The 17,531-nt window shown below is 69.5% G+C and carries 14 protein-coding genes; 7 read left to right on the top strand and 7 right to left on the bottom strand.

What is annotated here, in order from left to right; translation table 11 throughout:
- Nucleotides 1-44 precede the first annotated feature (44 nt).
- Complete coding sequence (locus AAC691_RS10485; RefSeq protein ID WP_342630013.1) at nt 45-656, top strand: LysE family translocator; 612 nt, start codon at nt 45-47, stop codon at nt 654-656.
- Nucleotides 653-1,345 (top strand): aspartate/glutamate racemase family protein, encoded by a 693-nt coding sequence (locus AAC691_RS10480; protein WP_342630012.1) that lies wholly within the window; start codon nt 653-655, stop codon nt 1,343-1,345. Before AAC691_RS10485 ends, AAC691_RS10480 begins: the two co-directional genes overlap by 4 nt.
- Before the next feature lie 170 nt (nt 1,346-1,515).
- Here the strand turns inward: AAC691_RS10480 and AAC691_RS10475 are convergent, their stop codons facing one another.
- The 5 genes from AAC691_RS10475 to AAC691_RS10455 all read right to left on the bottom strand — a co-directional run bounded on the left by AAC691_RS10475 (nt 1,516) and on the right by AAC691_RS10455 (nt 8,684).
- Nucleotides 1,516-2,937 (bottom strand): efflux transporter outer membrane subunit, encoded by a 1,422-nt coding sequence (locus AAC691_RS10475; RefSeq protein ID WP_342630011.1) that lies wholly within the window; start codon nt 2,935-2,937, stop codon nt 1,516-1,518.
- The gene (locus tag AAC691_RS10470) at nt 2,934-4,082 is read right to left on the bottom strand and encodes an efflux RND transporter periplasmic adaptor subunit (protein WP_342630010.1); all 1,149 of its coding nucleotides are present in this window, start codon (nt 4,080-4,082) and stop codon (nt 2,934-2,936) included. The genes AAC691_RS10475 and AAC691_RS10470 overlap by 4 nt, the downstream gene beginning before the upstream one ends.
- The gene (locus tag AAC691_RS10465) at nt 4,079-7,282 is read right to left on the bottom strand and encodes an efflux RND transporter permease subunit (RefSeq protein WP_342630009.1); all 3,204 of its coding nucleotides are present in this window, start codon (nt 7,280-7,282) and stop codon (nt 4,079-4,081) included. The genes AAC691_RS10470 and AAC691_RS10465 overlap by 4 nt, the downstream gene beginning before the upstream one ends.
- Nucleotides 7,283-7,349: 67 nt before the next feature.
- The gene (locus AAC691_RS10460) at nt 7,350-7,826 is read right to left on the bottom strand and encodes a CBS domain-containing protein (protein WP_342630008.1); all 477 of its coding nucleotides are present in this window, start codon (nt 7,824-7,826) and stop codon (nt 7,350-7,352) included.
- A gap of 264 nt (nt 7,827-8,090) precedes the next feature.
- Entirely contained in the window at nt 8,091-8,684 is a 594-nt protein-coding gene (locus tag AAC691_RS10455) for a nucleotidyltransferase family protein (protein WP_342630007.1), read from the bottom strand.
- A gap of 185 nt (nt 8,685-8,869) precedes the next feature.
- Here AAC691_RS10455 and AAC691_RS10450 point away from each other — a divergent pair, with 185 nt between their 5' ends.
- Nucleotides 8,870-10,324 (top strand): cytochrome c peroxidase, encoded by a 1,455-nt coding sequence (locus AAC691_RS10450; RefSeq protein WP_342630006.1) that lies wholly within the window; start codon nt 8,870-8,872, stop codon nt 10,322-10,324.
- A gap of 18 nt (nt 10,325-10,342) precedes the next feature.
- Here the strand turns inward: AAC691_RS10450 and AAC691_RS10445 are convergent, their stop codons facing one another.
- Nucleotides 10,343-11,071: a phosphoribosyltransferase family protein gene (locus tag AAC691_RS10445; RefSeq protein ID WP_342630005.1), complete on the bottom strand. Its 729-nt coding sequence runs from the start codon at nt 11,069-11,071 to the stop codon at nt 10,343-10,345.
- Nucleotides 11,072-11,082: 11 nt separating this feature from the next.
- Nucleotides 11,083-12,474, bottom strand: coding sequence for an erythromycin esterase family protein (locus AAC691_RS10440; protein WP_342630004.1), 1,392 nt, complete (start codon nt 12,472-12,474; stop codon nt 11,083-11,085).
- A 272-nt stretch (nt 12,475-12,746) separates the two neighbouring features.
- On the opposite strand from AAC691_RS10440, the gene AAC691_RS10435 reads away from it, so the two are divergent.
- The 4 genes from AAC691_RS10435 to AAC691_RS10420 are packed head-to-tail and all read left to right on the top strand — an operon-like array spanning nt 12,747 to nt 17,411.
- Nucleotides 12,747-13,787 carry an HlyD family efflux transporter periplasmic adaptor subunit gene (locus tag AAC691_RS10435; protein ID WP_342630003.1) on the top strand — a complete coding sequence of 347 codons (1,041 nt, stop codon included), beginning with the start codon at nt 12,747-12,749 and terminating at the stop codon, nt 13,785-13,787.
- On the top strand, nt 13,784-14,749 hold the full coding sequence (locus AAC691_RS10430; protein WP_342630002.1) for an ABC transporter ATP-binding protein: 966 nt from the start codon (nt 13,784-13,786) through the stop codon (nt 14,747-14,749). The genes AAC691_RS10435 and AAC691_RS10430 overlap by 4 nt, the downstream gene beginning before the upstream one ends.
- The gene (locus AAC691_RS10425; RefSeq protein WP_342630001.1) at nt 14,746-15,888 is read left to right on the top strand and encodes an ABC transporter permease; all 1,143 of its coding nucleotides are present in this window, start codon (nt 14,746-14,748) and stop codon (nt 15,886-15,888) included. The genes AAC691_RS10430 and AAC691_RS10425 overlap by 4 nt, the downstream gene beginning before the upstream one ends.
- Complete coding sequence (locus AAC691_RS10420) at nt 15,885-17,411, top strand: efflux transporter outer membrane subunit (RefSeq protein WP_342630000.1); 1,527 nt, start codon at nt 15,885-15,887, stop codon at nt 17,409-17,411. Before AAC691_RS10425 ends, AAC691_RS10420 begins: the two co-directional genes overlap by 4 nt.
- Nucleotides 17,412-17,531 lie beyond the last annotated feature (120 nt).

Here is a 17,531-nt window from a genome sequence, read left to right as displayed (position 1 = left end):
TCAATACTGGTGCCGGACGCCCGTCCGCAACCGGAGATTTTGCAATGTCCGCCTTCTGGCATGATTTCGGCGCATTGTTCGCCTTCGCCCTGGTGGCCTCGATCACGCCGGGGCCGAACAACACGATGCTGGCCGCATCGGGGCTGAATCACGGCTTCCGCCGCACCCTGCCGCATATGCTGGGGGTCGCGGTCGGCTTCGTGGTCATGGTGGGGCTGGTCGGGATCGGGCTCGGCAGCGTCTTCGACCGGCTGCCGGTGCTGTACCAGGCGCTGAAATATGTCAGCGCGGCCTATCTGCTGTGGCTGGCGTGGAAGATCGCGACCGCCGCTGGCGGCGGGGGCGCGGCGGGGGCCGGCCGGCCGATCGGCTTTTTCCAGGCGGCCGGATTCCAGTGGGTCAATCCCAAGGCGTGGATCATCGCCATCGGCGTGGTGTCGGCCTATACGCCGCGCGAGGATTTCCTGGTCAATCTGGCGATCGCCAGCGCGATCTGCGGCGTGGTGACGGTGCCCGCCGTCAGCCTGTGGGCCGGGTTCGGCTCGGCCATGCGGCGCTTCCTGTCCCGTCCGGCGGTGCTGCGCGGCTTCAACCTGGCCATGGCGCTGCTGCTGGTCGCCTCGCTCTATCCCCTGGTGCAGGAGGCCGTGCGATGAAGACGATCGGCTTGCTGGGCGGGCTGAGCTGGGAAAGCAGCGCGGTCTATTACCGGTTGATCAACCAGGGTGTGCAGCAGCGCCTGGGCGGGGTGCATTCGGCGCGGTGCCTGCTCTGGTCGTTCGATTTCGCCGAGATCGAGCACCTGCAGCGCGCCGGACGATGGGCGGACGCCACCGCGCTGATGATCGACGCGGCCCGGCGGCTGGAGGCGGGCGGTGCCGATATCGTACTGATCTGCACCAACACCATGCATCGCATGGCCGATGAGGTGCAGGCGGCGCTGGCGGTTCCCCTGCTGCACATCGCCGACCCGGTGGCCGCAAGGCTCCGTGCCGACGGCCGGCGGCGCGTTGCGCTGCTGGGGACGCTGTTCACGATGGAGCAGGATTTCTATCGCGGGCGGCTGGCCCGGATGCATGGGCTGGAGGTGCTGACCCCCGATGCGGCAGATCGCCAGGCGCTGCATCGCATCATCTATGACGAACTGGTCCGGGGGACCATCCTGCCGGAATCGCGGCAGGCGGTATGCGCCATCATCCGGCGACTGGCGGATCAGGGGGCGGAGGCGGTCATCCTGGGCTGCACCGAAATCATGCTGCTGGTCGGCCCGGACGACAGCGCGCTGCCGCTCTACGACACCACCGCGCTGCATGCCGAAGCGGCGGTAAGGCTCAGCCTGGAATAGAAGGCGCGCCGCACTCGAGCGCGGCCCGCACGGGCCAAAGATCAGAACGGGCCAAAGACCGGAAACAGCCGGTCAGGACCAGGAAGAATTGCCGCGGTGCGACGGAATAGCCGGTATATTGCCCGGACGCGCCGGTGGCCAGGATCGTGTCCCACCCGCGCCGCCCGCGTTTATCGCCACCCGCCGCCCAGCGCCTTGACCAGCGCGACATAGGCGGCCAGGCGGCGCGTGGCGATGTCGACTTCGGACAGCCGGTCGGACAATTCGATATTGCGCGCCACGATCACGCTATAATCATTCGCCAGGCCGCCGGTGCCCAGTTGCCCGGCGCGGTGCGTGGCGTCGGCGGCGGCCAGGACGGCTTCGTGCTGGCTGACGGATTCCTCGGCCAAATGGCGCAGGGCGGCCAGGGCGTCCTCGACGTCGCGCCACGCATCCAGCACGGTCTGGCGGTACCGGGCCACGGTTTCGTCATGGGCCGCGCCGGCATGGGCGTTCAATGCGGCGCGCCGGCCCCCGTCGAACAGGTTCAGCACGGCCTGCGGGCCGAACGACCAGGCCTGGGCCGGCGCGCTCAGCAGGTGGTTGGGCATGGCGGCCTGCACGCCCATCAGCGCGTCGAAGGTCAGGGCGGGGAAATAGGCGGCGCGGGCGACGCCGATCTCGGCATTGGCCGCCACCACGCGCCGTTCGGCCGCCGCGATGTCGGGGCGGCGCTGCAGCAGGGTGGCCGGCAGGCCGGGCGCGATGCCGGGCGGATCGGCGGGCAGCGGGCGGGGCGGCAGGCTGAAGACGGCGGGCGGCTGGCCGGTCAGGACGGCGATGGCATGTTCCAGGGTCGCGCGCTTCAGCCGGTTGTCGGTCTGCTGGGTGATGACGGATTGCAGTTGCGCCTGCGCCGCCGAAAGATCGGGCTGCGCGATATAGCCGACGTCGAATTGCGCCTGGGTCAGGTCCAGCGCATGGCGGTCGTTGCGGACGGTGCGGTCCAGCACGTCCTGCTGCGCGTCATAGCCGCGCAGTAGGATATAGTCGGTGGCAAGTTCGGCATGCAGGCTCAGCGCCACGCTGGCCAGGTCGCCCGCGCTGGCCGCGGCCCGGGCCCGGCCGGCCCTGGCCTGGTTGCGCACGCGGCCCCAGACATCGACCTCGTACTGCAGGTCCAGCCCCAGGCTGTAGTTGTTGAAGGTGCGGTTGCGAAAGACGTTGGCGACCGCGCCGGATAACCCGTTGCGGCTCCACGCGCCGTTGAGATCCAGGGTGGGATAGTAATCGGCCTGGGCGGTCCGCGCGTCGGCGCGGGCCTCGTCGAACTGGGCCACGGCGATCCGCAGATCCTGGTTGGCGGCGGTGACGGCGTCTTCCAGCCGGTCCAGGTCCGGGTCGCGGAACATGCGCCACCAGGCGCCTTTCGGCGCCGCGTCCTGCGGCGTGGCCTGTATCCAGCCGGCCTGTTCCTTGAAGGCGGCCGGAACGGGCATGGCGGCCGGAGCGTAACGGGGGGCCAGGTCGCAGCCGGCCAGCAGGACCGGCATGGCCAGCAGGGCCGGCATCAGCCGGATCGCGGCGCGGGCGGCGGGCGCATGGGTCATTGCGGGGCGCCGGTCCGCACGGGCTGGCCGTCGGTCAGGGCGGCGGGCGGGTTCAGCACCACCTGGTCGCCGGGGGCGATGCCGGTCAGGATCTCGACGCTGGTGCCGAAATCGCGGCCCATCGTCACCGCATGCAGCCGGGCCCGGCCGTCGGGCGCCAGGGTGGCGACGCGCAGCCCCTCGGCCCGGAACAGCAGGGCGTTCGCCGGGATGCGCACGCCCCGGTCGGGGACCGGCAGAACCAGCCGCACCTGGGCATAGCCGCCGGGCAGCAATTCGCCCCGGGGATTGTCGGCGCGCAACTGCGCCAGCAGGGTGCGCGGACCCGGTTGCAGCGCGTTCGCCGTGCGGGTCAGGGTGGCGGCGAAGACGCGGCCCGGATATTCGGGCAGGCGCAGCTCGGCCGCCAGGCCGGGCCGGATCGCGGGGGCATAGGCCTGCGGCACCTGGACATAGACGCGCAGCCAACTGATGTCCGCCACCCGGAACAGTTCCGGCCCGCCGCCGCTGCCCGCGTCGATCAGGCTGCCATTGTCGGTTTCGCGCGCCGTGACGATGCCGTCATAGGGCGCCAGCACTTTTTCGAACCGCACCAATTGCTCCAGGCGCCGCACATTGGCCTGGTTCGACGCCACGGCGGCGGCGCGGGCGGCGGCGTCGCTGGCGGCCTGGTCGTTCTGCTGGGCTGAGACCGAACGCGTCGGCAGCAGGGCGCGCACCCGCCGCGCGGTGGCCTGGGCGAGCATGTCGCTGGCGCGCGCCGTCATCAGGTCGGCCTGGGCCTGGCGCAGTTCCTGGTCGATTTCGGGGGATTCGATCTCGGCCAGCACCTGGCCCGCGGTCACGCGGGTGCCGATATCGGTATACCAGCGCTTCACATAGCCGCTGGTGCGGGCATAGATCGGCGTGTCGTAGGCGGCGCTCAGCGTACCGGGCAGGCTGACCGCCTCGAACCCCGGGCCGGCCTGCGCACGCATCACGGCGACGAAGGGCTCGGCCGCCGCGTCGGTCGCGCGCCGCAGCGCCTGTTCGGCGCGGATGCGCGAGACGATTCCCCACAGGGCGGCGCAGGCCGCCAGCAGAAGCAGCAGCGCCAGCCACAGCCGCGCATGGCGCGCACGGGGGGCGGCCGGGCGGGCGGTCATGCCCGACCCGCCGGGGCGCCGGGCGGGGTACCGGGCGGGGTGCCTCGGCCATGCACCAGCGCGAACACCACGGGCACGAAGATCAGGGTCGCCACGGTGGCGAACAGCAGGCCGCCGATCACCGCACGGCCCAGCGGCGCATTCTGCTCGCCGCCTTCGCCCAGGCCCAGCGCCATCGGCACCATGCCGATCATCATCGCCAGCGCGGTCATCAGCACGGGGCGGAACCGGGTGAATCCGGCTTCGGTCGCGGCGCGGCGGGCGTCGGCGCCGGCCTGGCGCATCTGCTCGCGCGCGAAGCTGACCACCAGGATGCTGTTGGCGGTTGCGACGCCGATGCTCATGATCGCGCCGGTCAGGGCAGGGACGCTCAGCCGCGTATGGGTCAGGAACAGCATCCACACGATGCCGGCCAGCGCGGCCGGCAGGGCGGTGATGATGATGAACGCGTCGGTCCAGGACTGGAAATTGACGACGATCAGCAGATAGACCAGCAGGGTCGCGAAGCCCAGCCCGGCGAACAGCGCGGTGAAGGACTCCGTCATGGTTTCGACCTGTCCGCGCACGGCGACGCGCGACCCGCGGGGCAAAGCGGGGCGGGCACGGGCGACGATGCGGTCGATGTCGGCGGCTACCGCGCCCAGGTCGCGGTCCTGGGTGGTGGCGTAGATATCGACGGTCGGGGCCACGTTGTAGTGGGTCTCGACCGACGGGCCGACATTGCGGGTGATGGTGCCGACCGCGCCCAGAATCTGTTGCGGGCTTTGCCGGGCGCCGCCCGGCGCAGCCGGCGAGAGGGCGGTCAGCGGAATGTTGCGCAGCGCATCCAGCGAATCCAGTTGGTATTGCGGGGTCTGCGCCACCAGCGGATAGGACACGCCGTTGCCCGGATCCAGCCAGAAGCTGGGATTGATCTGAAAGGTGCCGGACAGCGCGGCCAGCAGCGCATTGGCCACGTCGCGCTGGGTCAGCCCGATATCGCGGGCGCGGCTGCGATCGACCTGCACGTCGAATTCCGGATTGTCGTAATCTTGCTGGATGCGCGCGTCGGCGATGCCGGGCACGCGCCGGATGGCGCGCAGCAGCCCCTGGGCATAGCGGTTGTCGGCCGCCAGGTTGAAGCCGCTGACCTGGACGTCGATCGGCGCGGGCGTGCCGAAATTCAGGATCTGGGTCACGATGTCGGCGGGCAGAAAGGCGAAGCCGACGCCCGGAAAGCGCGCCGGCAGCAGCAGGCGCAGCCGCCGCACGTAATCCGCCGTGGGGTCGTGCCCGTCCTTCAGCGTGATCAGGATATCGGCATCGGCGGCCGTGGTGGGGGCCGAGGTGCTATAGGTCATGTTGATGCCGCTGACCGGCAGGCCGATATTGTCGACCAGGCTGGCGATCGCGCGGGCGGGGATGACCGTGCGGACCGCGTCTTCGACCTGGTCGCACAGGCGGGCGGTTTCCTCGACGCGCAACCCGGCATGGGCGCGGACATGCAGCCGGATCTGCCCGCTATCGACCGAGGGGAAGAAATCGCGGCCCAGCCAGGGAAAAAGCAGCAGCAGCGACAGCACGACCCCGCCCAGGAACAGCGGCACGAAGGCGCGGCGGCGCGCCATGGCGGCCTCCAGCGCCGTGCGGTAGCGATCGCGCGCGCCGGTAAAGCCGCGTTCGAAGGCCCGTTGCAGGCGGACCAGCGGGTTGCGCGGCGCGGCATCGCCGTCCTGTCCGGCATGCCGGCGCAGCCAGTATTTCGCCAGGGTCGGCACCAGCGTGCGCGACAGCAGGTACGAGGCGAGCATGGCGAAACAGATCGCCTCGGCCAGCGGCACGAACAGAAAGCGCGCCACCCCGCCCAGGAAGAACATCGGCGCGAAGACGATGCAGATGCACAGCGTGGCGACGAAGGCCGGCACCGCGATTTCCTGCGCCCCGGCCAGGATGGCGGGTTCGACCTCGGCGCCCGCTTCCAGATGGGCGTTGATGTTTTCGATCGCGACCGTGGCGTCGTCGACCAGGATGCCGACCGCCAGCGCCAGGCCGCCCAGGGTCATGATGTTGATCGTCTGCCCCAGCGCATAGAGCGCGATCAGCGAGGACAGGATCGAAAGCGGGATGGAGATCGTGATGATCAGGGTGCTGCGCCAACTGCCCAGGAACAGCAGGATCATCAGCCCGGTCAGGGTGGCGGCGACCAGCGCCTCGCGCACCACGCCGTCGATCGCGGCGCGGACGAAGACCGACTGGTCGCCGATCGGGTCGATCCGCAGCGCGGGCGGCGAGGCGGCGCGCACCTGCGGCAGGCGGCCCTTGATCTGGCTGATGATGTCCAGCGTCGAGGCGTTGCCGGTCTTCTGGATCGTCATCAGGCTGGCATGCCGCCCGTCGACGCGCACGATATTGGTCTGCGGCGCCGAGCCGTCGCGCACATGCGCCACGTCGTGCAGCAATAGGATCGTGCCGCCGATCGCGGCGATCGGCAGGTCGTTCATCGCCTGCGCGGTCAGCGGGCTGCCGTTCAGCCGGACATTGTATTCGAATTCGCCGATCTTCTCGGTGCCGGCGGGAATGATCAGGTTCTGGGCGTTGATCGTGTCGACGATATCCTGGGCCGAGACGCCGCGCTCCTGCATCCGGGCCTGGTCCAGGTCGATCTGGATCTGCCGCTGCCGCCCGCCATAAGGATAGGGGATCGACGCGCCCGCCACGCCGGCCAACTGGGTGCGCACGAAATTATTGGCCAGGTCGAACAGCCCCTGCTCGGTGATGGTGGGGCTGGACAGCGCAAGCTGGATGATCGGCACGCTGGACGCGTTGTAGGACAGGATGAAGGGCGGCGTGATCCCCGGCGGCAATTGCTTCAGCCAGGCCTGCGACACGGCGGTCGCCTGGCTCATGGACAGGTCGACATTGGCCCCGCGGTGAAAGAACAGTTTCACGATCGCCATGCCGGTCAGGGACTGCGATTCGATATGGTCGATATCGTTCACCGCGACCAGGCAGGCGCGTTCGAAACCGCTGGTGATCCGCCCGCTCATGTCCTGGGGCGGCATGCCGCCATAGGTCCAGATGACGCTGATGACCGGGATGTCGATGGCGGGAAAGATGTCGGTCGCCATGCTCAGCACCGCCAGCGGCCCCAGAACGGCCAGCAGCAGCGCGAGCACGATAAAGGTATAGGGTCGGCTCAGCGCGATCCTGACGATCCACATCTATCCTGTTCCCGGGGCCGGGCCGCGGCCCCGGCGATGAAGACGAAGTCGGTCACCAGGCGAACGGTCACGAGGCGAACGGGTGCGGCGCGACCGAGGCGTGGCCCTCCTGCATGACGTAGGACTGCATCTCCCGGGCCAGCGATTCCGCTTCCTCCAGCCGTAGTTTGACGATGTCGCCGATACTGACCAGACCGACCAGCCGGCCCGCATCGTCCAGCACCGGCACGTGGCGGCTGTGGCGGTCGGTCATCTTGCGGGCCACCGACACGATGTCCTCGGACCGCGTGGCGGTCGGAACGTCGCGGGTCATGATGTCGGCGGCGGTCAGCCGGTCGATCGTGTCCGCGCGATGGGCCATGGCCTCGACGATCGACCGTTCCGAGACCAGGCCCGCGATACGGCCCTGCTCGTCCAGCACCGGCACGGCGCCGATCCGGCGGTGGGTCAGCAGGTTGGCGATCGCCGTGACGCTGTCCTGGGGGCGAACGGTGACGACGCTCGTGCCCTTGCTGTTCAGGATATGCAGGACGGGAATGGTCATGGGGTGTCTCCTCGATCCTTCAGCGCTTCATCGGTGACGCAAGTGCGGGGTGATGCAAGTGTGGGGTGAATAGACGGCTTCGGCCTGCCGATGATCGGACCGGTAATGACAGTGGGACGTGGTAACGATGGGTCGCGGTGCAAGGTTTCGGCACTGCGTTGCGCGTTCATAACGGCGTGAACGACCCATGAGACCCACGTTCCGTCCCGGCGACCGATGGCAGGACAGACGCGAGAATATCAGGAAAACATGTTGATGGTGCCGTTATTCATTCCACCCGATGACCGTAAGTCCGATCCATGACGTAGTCCACCGTTCGACTTTTCTTTCATATATTTCGCGTGTGATTTGTCTTTTATTGGGTCGCACGACTGAACCGAGCAAGTCAGAAAGTCCATAGGGGGCGCACAGTTCCAGCTCGGTACGTCCAGGACGCAGGCCGACAGTCGTCGCTGTGGTCGGGAAAGTCGCGATGGCTTCGCCTGCCGATGTGTAAGGCGAGATGGAATATCCGAATTTCGCTTCGTACCAATGATGTACCCTGGCCTGATTCTTTACGTCGATCCAAGCAGGCAAATCAGGGAATGCCGCGCGAATGCGTGCCGAGTGCAAGGCTTCCGCATCCTCGGAAAGATTGTCCGCGTCAAAATAGACAATGTCGACGTCATTTATGCCGTACGTCGGTGGAAAGCCGAAAGTTCGATTCCAGACCGTTTGAGCAATCGCTCCCCCGACAAGCCAGGCGTCGGGAAGAACAATTTGTTCCCATCTCTCGAGAATCGAGGACAAAAGAGGGCTCTCAAGGGCGATGGATCGCAATTGCGCCCGCTGGGCATCCGTCACGGTATTGTCAGCCATCGAGTCCCTGCCGGTTGGACCGTTCCCGATTGTCGCGGGGTGCGATGGGTGGGTATATCGCTCTTCGCAACCCGTCTCATCAATCCTGCCGGGATTCGGTCATGCGGGTGGCCTGCGACGGCAGGCCGGGTGCAACCCCTGCGCGCGGCTGTCGTTGTGGCAGGACAAACAATGGGGGCTGAAGAGTGGCACGCGGCACATTCGGAAAAATCGTCGCCGGCCTGGTGGCGGCGGGGCTGGTCGCCTATGGCGCGACGGTCGCGTTTCTGGACCATTTCGACCATCAGGGCGCGCCGCAGATCCCCCAGGGCAGCCTTTCGCTGCGCGACCCGGTGTCGATGAAGGCCTTCGCCGCGTTCCAGGAGGCACGGTGCGATTACTGTCACGTCGCCGGCACGAAGCTGCCTTTCTATTTCAGCCTGCCTTTCGCCAACCAGATCATGGCGCGCGACCTGACGCAGGGTCAGCGCCATTTCCAGTTCCGACCGGTGATCGCGGCATTCCAGGCGGGCAAGCCGCCCTCGGTCGAGCAGCTCTCGCGCATCGAGGAGGTCATCATCCAGAACCGGATGCCGCCCTGGGCCTATCTGGCCCTGCACTGGCACGCCTATCTGGATGCGCGCCAGCGGCGGGACATCCTGGCCTGGATCGCCGACCAGCGCCGGCGCTATTACGCCACCCCCGGCGTGGCGCCGCAATTCGCGGGCGAGGTGATCCAGCCCATTCCCCAATCCGTTCCGGTGGACTGGCAGAAGGCCGAACTGGGCCGCCAGCTCTTCTTCGACAAACGGCTGTCGGGTGACGGCACGCTGAACTGCGCAAGCTGCCATGGCTTGAATACCGGCGGGGTCGACCGGATGGTGACCGCGACCGGCATCAACGGCCAGAAGGGGCCGATCAATACGCCCAGCGTCTATAACGCCGTGTTCAACCTGGCGCAGTTCTGGAACGGCCGGGCCGCCGACCTGGCGGCGCAGGCGGCGGGCCCGGTGACCAATCCGGTCGAGATGGGGTCGCATGACTGGGCCACGGTCGCGGCGACCATCGCCGCCGTGCCGGAATACGCGACGGCGTTCGGAAGCCTGTACGGGCCGAACGCGGTGACCGAGAAGACCGTCACCAACGCGATCGCCGAATATGAAAAGACGCTGATCACCCCGGACAGCCGCTTCGACCTCTATCTGAAAGGCGACAGCCGGGCGCTCAGCGCGCAGGAATTGCGCGGCTATGCGCGCTTCAAGCAGATCGGCTGCTCGGGCTGCCACAGCGGCGTCGCGGTGGGCGGCGACGCGTTCGAGATCCTGGGCCTGGAAGGACCTTATTTCCAGGATCGCGACAAGCCGCTGACCCAGGCCGATCTGGGCCGGTTCGCGGTGACGCAGTCCCGAGCCGACCTGCAGCGCTTCAAGGTGCCCAATCTGCGCAACGTCGCGCTGACGCCGCCTTATTTCCATGACGGAAGTGCCGCGACCCTGGAACAGGCGATCCGCGTCATGGCGCGCTATCAGACGCCGGCCGGCTCTCTCTCCGACCAGGACGTGGCGGATATCGCCGCGTTCCTGCGCACATTGACCGGCAAGTTTCAGGGCATGGACCTGAAGGACGTGCCGGCCGAGCCGCCCTTGCGCCCGGCGGGATGATCCAGGCGGGCCAGCCGATCAAGCGGGCCCGGCCCGCCCGGCGCCGGCATTCCGCCGGCCCGCCTGGTCCAGCGCGTCGCGCACCGCATCGTCGTCCACCTGGTCGAAGACGCGGTAATGCGCGCCCACGGCCATGAACAGGTCCGGCCGGTGGGGGCAGACGATCTGGTCGCATTCCGGGGTCAGCTCGGCCAGGCTGTCGGGCGGGGCGACGGGAACGGCCAGGACCAGGCGGGCGGGGCGGCCCCCCAGCGTTCCCTGGCGCACGGCCTCCAGCGCCGCCTTCATGCTGGCGCCGGTGGCGATGCCGTCATCCACCACGATCACCACCCGTCCGCCGGCCGGCAGCGGTGGACGGCCGCGCAGATATTCCCGGCGCTGGCGCGCGATCTCGCGCAATTGCTCGGCCACGATCGCATCGACATAGGCCGCGTCGGCCCCCGCCGCGCGGGCGCGCGGCCAGTCGACCACCACATGGGGGCGCACGCCGTCGACCACCGCGCCGATGCCGTATTCCTCCTGGCCGGGGGCGCCGATCTTGCGCACGAACAGCAGGTCCAGGTCGGCCTCCAGCGCGCGGGCGATCTCCGCGCCCACCGGCACGCCGCCGCGCGGCAGCGCCAGCACCAGCGGCCGGGGCCGCGCCAGGGGGCGCAGGCGTTCGGCCAGGTCCCGCCCGGCTTCCGCACGATCCTGATAGATCCAGGCCATGTCGCGATCCGCCTCCTCCCACGGGCCGTGCGTCATCGGGCGCTCCCTCACAGGCCAAACGGCCAGGTTTCGTCCAGGCCGCTCGGGTGGCCGGGATGCGGCGCGCCGTTCTGCCCGGCAACCGGCAGGGCATGGTCCAGCGGGGTGACGGCTTTGGTCTTCTCGATCCAGACCCAGGCATCGAACTGGTCGGCCAGCATCGCCTCGAAATAATGGCTGTGCAGTTCGCTGTCGGGCCGGTAGATCACGCCGATCGCCCGCTCGCGCAGCGGGCCGCGCAGCAGGTCGCGCAGATGGCGGTCATCGCGCCAGTCGAACAGCGCGCGCGGCAGGCCGGCATGCAGAAAGGCATGTTCGTAACTGTCGGCGCGGGCCGGCCGGACGGTCATGACCTCCATCTCGGCATCCCAGTGATGGGCGGCGGCGACGGTGCCGCGATCGGTGCTGAAGCCGATCAGCGCGGCCTCGTCCCCATGGGCCATCCGGCAGAGTTCGCCGATATTGAACTGGCCTTCCCAGCCCATGGCGGTGGCGGCGGCATGGCCGACATGGGAATTATGCGCCCAGATCACCGCCTTGGCTTCCTCGCCCCGATGCGCCAGCAGCGCCTGGATGGTGCCGAACATGTGCCGGTCGCGCAAATTCCAGCTTTCCGCCCCCGCGCGATACATGATGCGGTAATATTGCTCGGCCGCGCGGACGATGCGCGCATTCTGCACCGCGTCGAACCAGGCCGCGCCGTCCAGCCGCACGTCATGCAGCCGCCGCGCCAGCAATTCGCGCAACTGCGCCACCACCGCGTCCTCGCTGCTGTCATGGCCGTGGCGCATCACCGCGTTGCCGTAGCGCGCCGGATCGTCCTGCCAGGGGGTCAGCCGCGCATAGCGCGCGCGGGCGGCCTTCGCGGCCTCGGGGTCCATCCGGTCCAGATAGGTCAGTACCGCATGGACGGACTCGCCAAGGCTGTAGATATCCAGACCATGGAACGAAACGCGCCTGTCATCGGGCTGCTCGGCGTTATGCTGGTGCAACCAGTGGACGAAGGACGCGATGTCGGTATTGCGCCACATCCAGCGCGGAAACCGCGCGAAGGCCGGGCCGCGCCAGGGCCGCGGCGCATGGTGGCGCACATAATCGTCGATGCGCGCGCCGTCGGGCCAATCGGCCTCGACCGCCACGATGGTAAAGCCGTGCCGTTCGATCAGCCGGCGGGTAATGGCGGCCCGCGCGCGATAGAATTCGGCGGTACCATGGGTGGATTCGCCCAGCAGAACGACCCGCGCATGGCCGAACCGATCGAAGGCGGCACCGAATTCCCCGGCCTGTTCCGGCCCGGGCAGGGGGCGTCCATAATGGCGCAGCGCCTCGATCAGCGCGGGCGCGATGGCGACGCCGTCGGGGCGGCCATGGGTCGGAACGGATGCGGCATGGTTCGTCATCGGCGCGTGCATCCTGTCATGCCCAAAATATCATGATCCCGAAATATCGTGCCCGGGTCGCCGCGCTGCTGCCCGCACGGCGGGGGAGCATCGCCTGATGTCGTATGCCGGGCTGCCGCATGCAGCACCCCGAAGCGGGAAAAACGCGCGAAAGACCGATAACATTCTCATGAGGCCGGGTCCGGTCGCCGCGTGGCGCCGTTAGCGATGACGGGTGGCGATCACGGTAGCGATGACGGGGCGGATGGCCCAGCGGGGGGAGTGCCGAACGGGTGACGCGCGTGGGATTCCGCCGCTTCGCCGCCGCGCTGGCGATGGTGCTGGTGCTGGCGTCGGGGGGCGGCGCGTGGTGGTGGCTGTCGCGTTCCCCACAACCCTTGTCGTGGCAGGGTTATGCCGATGCGGATTTCGTACGGATCGCCCCGACGCAGGCCGGCATGCTGACCGCGCTGCATGTCGCGCGGGGCGCGCATGTCGCGGCCGGGCAGCCTCTGTTCGACCAGGACGACGTGGCCGAACGCGCGGCCCGCGACCAGGCCGCCCGACAGTTCGAGGAAAGCAGCCGCCAACTGGCCAATCTGCAGAATGCGGCGCGCGAGACCGAAATCCTCCAGGCCCGGGCCAACCTGGCCGACGCCCGGGCGATAGCGGATCGCGCCGCCGCCGATCTGCGCCGGCTGAACGTCGCGGCGCCGGCGGGGGCCGCGACCCTGCAGGCCCGCGATGCGGCGCGCGCGGCCTATCTCTCGGCCCAGGCGCGGGTCGCGGGAATGCGCGCCGCGCTGGACCAGGCCCTGGCCCCCACCGGCCGCGACCAGCAGATCCGCGCCCAGGCGGCGAACGCGGCGGCGGCGCGCGCCGCGCTGGCCGCGCTGCAATGGCGGCTGGACCAGCGGCATGTCGCGGCACCCGCCGCCGGCATCATCGCCGACATCCTGGCCTGGCCGGGCGAGGTCGTGGAGAGCGGGGCCCCGGTGATTTCGCTGTTGCCGCCGGAAAATATCTATATCCGCTTCTTCGTGCCCGAGCCGGCGGTGTCGCACCTGCATTACGGCGATACGGTGACGTTGTCATGCGACGGCTGCCCGGCCGGGCTGCGCGGCGTGATCGATTTCATCGCGCCGCAGGCCGAATACACCCCGCCGCTGATCTATAGCGACCAGAGCCGCGCCAAGCTGGTCTATCTGCTGCAGGCGCGGCCGCGCCCCGGCCAGGCGCGCCAATTCAATCCCGGCCAGCCGGTGACTGTGGGCCTGCCGGACGCCCGGCCGGGCAAGGGGGCACCCAGGGCAGTAACCAGGGCGGTACCATGAGCGGCACGGCGGAACGGCAGGTCGAAAAACAGGCCGAGTACGTCATCGACGTACGCGATATCCGCAAGAATTTCGGCGGCATGCGTGTGGTGGACGGGCTGAGCCTGCAAGTGGCGCGGGGCGAGATCTGCGGCTTCCTGGGCGCCAACGGCAGCGGCAAGACCACGACCATCCGCATCTTGTGCGGGCTGCTGGCGCCCGACGGCGGCAGCGGCACCTGCCTGGGGCTGGACATCCTGCGCGAATCGCAAAGCATCCGGCGGCAGGTCGGCTACATGACCCAGCGCTTCAGCCTGTACGAGGATCTGACGGTCCGGGAAAATCTCGAGCTTGTGGCGGGATTGTACGAAATGGACCAGCCGCGCGAGGCGGTAGGCGCGATCATCGGCCGCATGGATCTGCGCGCCCGCGCCGACCAGTTGGCCGGGCATCTGTCGGGCGGGTGGAAGCAGCGCCTGGCGCTGACGGCCTGCGTGCTGCACCGTCCGGCGCTGCTGCTGCTGGACGAACCCACGGCCGGGGTCGATGCGCGGGCGCGGCGCGAATTCTGGGACCTGATCCATGACATGGCCGGCGGCGGCCTGACGGTTCTGGTATCGACCCATTACATGGACGAGGCCGAACGCTGCGCGCGCGTCGTCTACCTGGCCGGCGGGCGGATCGTGGTCCAGGGCAGCGCCGAGGACCTGATCCGCGATGTCGGGCTGACCACCTATGACGCCACCGGCCCCACGGTCGAGGCGGCGGTGCCGCTGCTGCGCGCCGCCCCGGGGGTCGAGGCCGCGACGATGTTCGGCCGCGTGCTGCATGTCGCGGGGATGGACCGCGCGGCGCTCGAGGCGGCGATCCGCGCCCGGGGCGCGGGCCTGACCTGGCACGAGGTCCCGCCCCGGCTGGACGACGTGTTCATCCATCTGCTGGCGCGGGAATCCCGCGACGGCGGCGCGGAGGCACCGCGATGACCCACCTGTCGTTCCGCCGCCTGGGCGCGCTGCTGCGCAAGGAATGGTTGCAGGTGCGGCGCGACCCGATGACCCTGCGGCTGATCATTGCGCTGCCGGTCATGCAATTGCTGATTTTCGGCTATGCGATCAACACCAATCCGCACGACCTGCCGACCGGCGTGCTGATGGCCCAGCCCTCGCAGTACGAGCGCACCATCGTCACCGCCCTGCGCAATACCGGCTATTACCGCATCCGCACGATCGGCACCGAGTCCGAGGCCGAGGCGGACATCGCCCAGGGGCGGCTGCTGTTCGTCGTGCAGGTGCCGCCCGGCTTCGACCGGGCGGTGGATCGCGGGGAATCGCCCGCCATCCTGATCGACGTGGACGGCACCGATCCGACGGCGATCGGCTATGCCACCGCCGCGCTGGCGGGCCTGGGCGACGTGCTGGCGCGCGACCTGCCGCCCCCGCGCCGGGCGCGGGCGCCGATACAGGCACAGACGCAGGCGCCGCCTTTCCGCTTCCTGGTCCATACCCGCTACAACCCCGAGCAGTTGACGGTGCTGAACGTGGTGCCGGGACTGATCTGCGTGGTGCTGATGATGTCCACGCTGATGCTGACCACGCTTGCGATCACCCGTGAACGCGAACGCGGCACGATGGAGAACCTGCTGGCCATGCCGGTGCGCCCGGTCGAGGTCATGCTGGCGAAGATCGCGCCCTATATCGGCATCGGCTATCTGCAGGTGGTGATCATCCTGCTGATCGCGGTCATGCTGCTGCACCTGCCGGTCCGGGGGTCGCTGCCGATCCTGTTCGGGGTGCTGGGCGTGTTCATCGCCAGCAACCTCGCGCTGGGCATCACCTATTCCACGCTCGCGGCCAACCAGATGCAGGCGCAGCAGATGGCGCAGTTCACCATGCTGCCCTTCATGCTGCTGTCGGGCTTCGTGTTTCCCTTCCAGGGCATGCCGCGCTGGGCGCGCTATGCCGGCGAGCTGATGCCGACCACCCATGCCGTGCGCATCATGCGCGGCGTGCTGCTCAAGGGCAACGGCATGACCGACATCCTGCCCGATCTGTGGCCGATCCTGCTCTTCACCGCGATCACCGTGTTGGTGGCCGTGCGCTTCTATCGCGAGACGCTCGATTGAAACCGCCCGCCTCCAGGCACCGGGCGGCGCGGCCGATGCCGGGGGTGCTGGTGCCGGGGATGCTGGTGCTGGGGGTGCTGGCCGCCGCGGGACTGGCCGGGGGCTGCACGGTCGGCCCAGCCTATCATGCGCCCGCGCCGGATGTACCCGCCGCGTGGCATGATCCGGCGGGAAGCGATGCGGCGGCGGCCCGGGCCGCCGACCCGGCCTGGTGGCGGCGCTTCGGCGATCCGGTGCTGGACGGGCTGGTCGCCCGTGCAACGGCGGGCAATCCGGCCTTCCTGCAGACCATCGCGCGCATCGCCCAGGCGCGCGCCCAGGAACAGGCGCAGCGTGCCGCCGGCCTGCCGTCCCTGACCGGCTCCGCCCTCTATACCCGCGAGCGCCTGGGCGAGGCGGGGCTGTTCACGGCGCTGGGCAGCGGACAGCCGGGGGCGGCGGGGCAGCCGGGATTCGCGGGCGGAATCGGCGGCCTGGCCCAGGGGCTGGACCTGTATCAGGTCGGGTTCGACGCATCGTGGGAACTGGATCTGTTCGGCCGGGTCCGCCGGGCGGTCGAACAGGCCCATGCCCAGTTGCAGGCCCAGCTCGAAGCAAGCCGGGACGCGCTGCTGACCCTGCAGGGCGACGTGGCGCGCGCCTATCTGCAAGTGCGCGCCGGGCAGGCGCTGCGCGCGCAGGCCGCCATCCTGGCGACCGCCCGGGCCCGGGCGCTGGACCTGACGCGCATCCGCCGCGCCCAGGGCCTGGCCGACGACACCGAGCTGGACCAGGCGCGCGCCGCCCTGCTGCAGGCGCAGGCGCAAACCCCCCAACTGGATCAGCAGGTCGCCCAGGCGACGAACCGCCTGGCCGTCCTGACCGGCCAGGCGCCGGGCACGCTGGCGGCGGCGCTGCAGGCGGCATTGGCGGCCCCGGCGCCGCTGCCCGCGCTGCCGGACCGGGTGGCGATCGCGCTGCCGGCCGCCATCACCCGCCGCCGCCCCGACATCCGCCAGGCCGAGGCCAGCCTGCATGCGGCCACCGCCGAGACCGGGGTGGCGGTGGCGCAGCTTTATCCCGACATCACCCTGTCGGGCCAGGTGGGGCAGCGCAGCCTGACCCTGCCCGACCTGGCGCAATGGGCCAACACGTTCTACCAGTTCGGGCCGGCAATCTCGCTGCCGCTGTTTTCCGGCGGCCGGCTGCGCGCGGGCGTGGCGCTGGCGCGGGCCCGGCAGCGCGAGGCCGCGCTGGCCTACCGCCAGGCGGTGCTGACGGCCCTGCAGCAGGTCGAGGACGAGTTGGCGGCGCTGCGCACCGACCGCGACACCCAGGCCCGCGATGCGGCCGCCGTCGGGGTGGCGGCCGGGCGGCTGGACCTGGCGCGGGTGCGCTATCGCGACGGAATCGGCGACGCGCTGGCGGTGCAGGACGGCGTGGCGGCGCTGGCGGCGGCGCGGCAGGACGATGTGCGGGCCCGCCTCCAGGTCCTGCTGGACGCGGTCGCGCTGTACAAGGCGATGGGCGGCGGCTGGGAATGACCGGATGGGCGCCGATGCGCCGTGGGCGGTGTTCCGTCCCATATGGCCATGCCATATATGCCATATAAAGGTGGATTTCCGGGGGGCGGTCCTGTATCCGCCCGGCAACGACCCGCCTGA

Origin of the sequence: Nguyenibacter vanlangensis, assembly GCF_038719015.1 — a bacterium.
Classification (GTDB): domain Bacteria; phylum Pseudomonadota; class Alphaproteobacteria; order Acetobacterales; family Acetobacteraceae; genus Gluconacetobacter; species Gluconacetobacter vanlangensis.
Note: the sequence above shows the minus strand (reverse complement) of the source record. Positions and strands in the feature narration are given on the sequence as shown.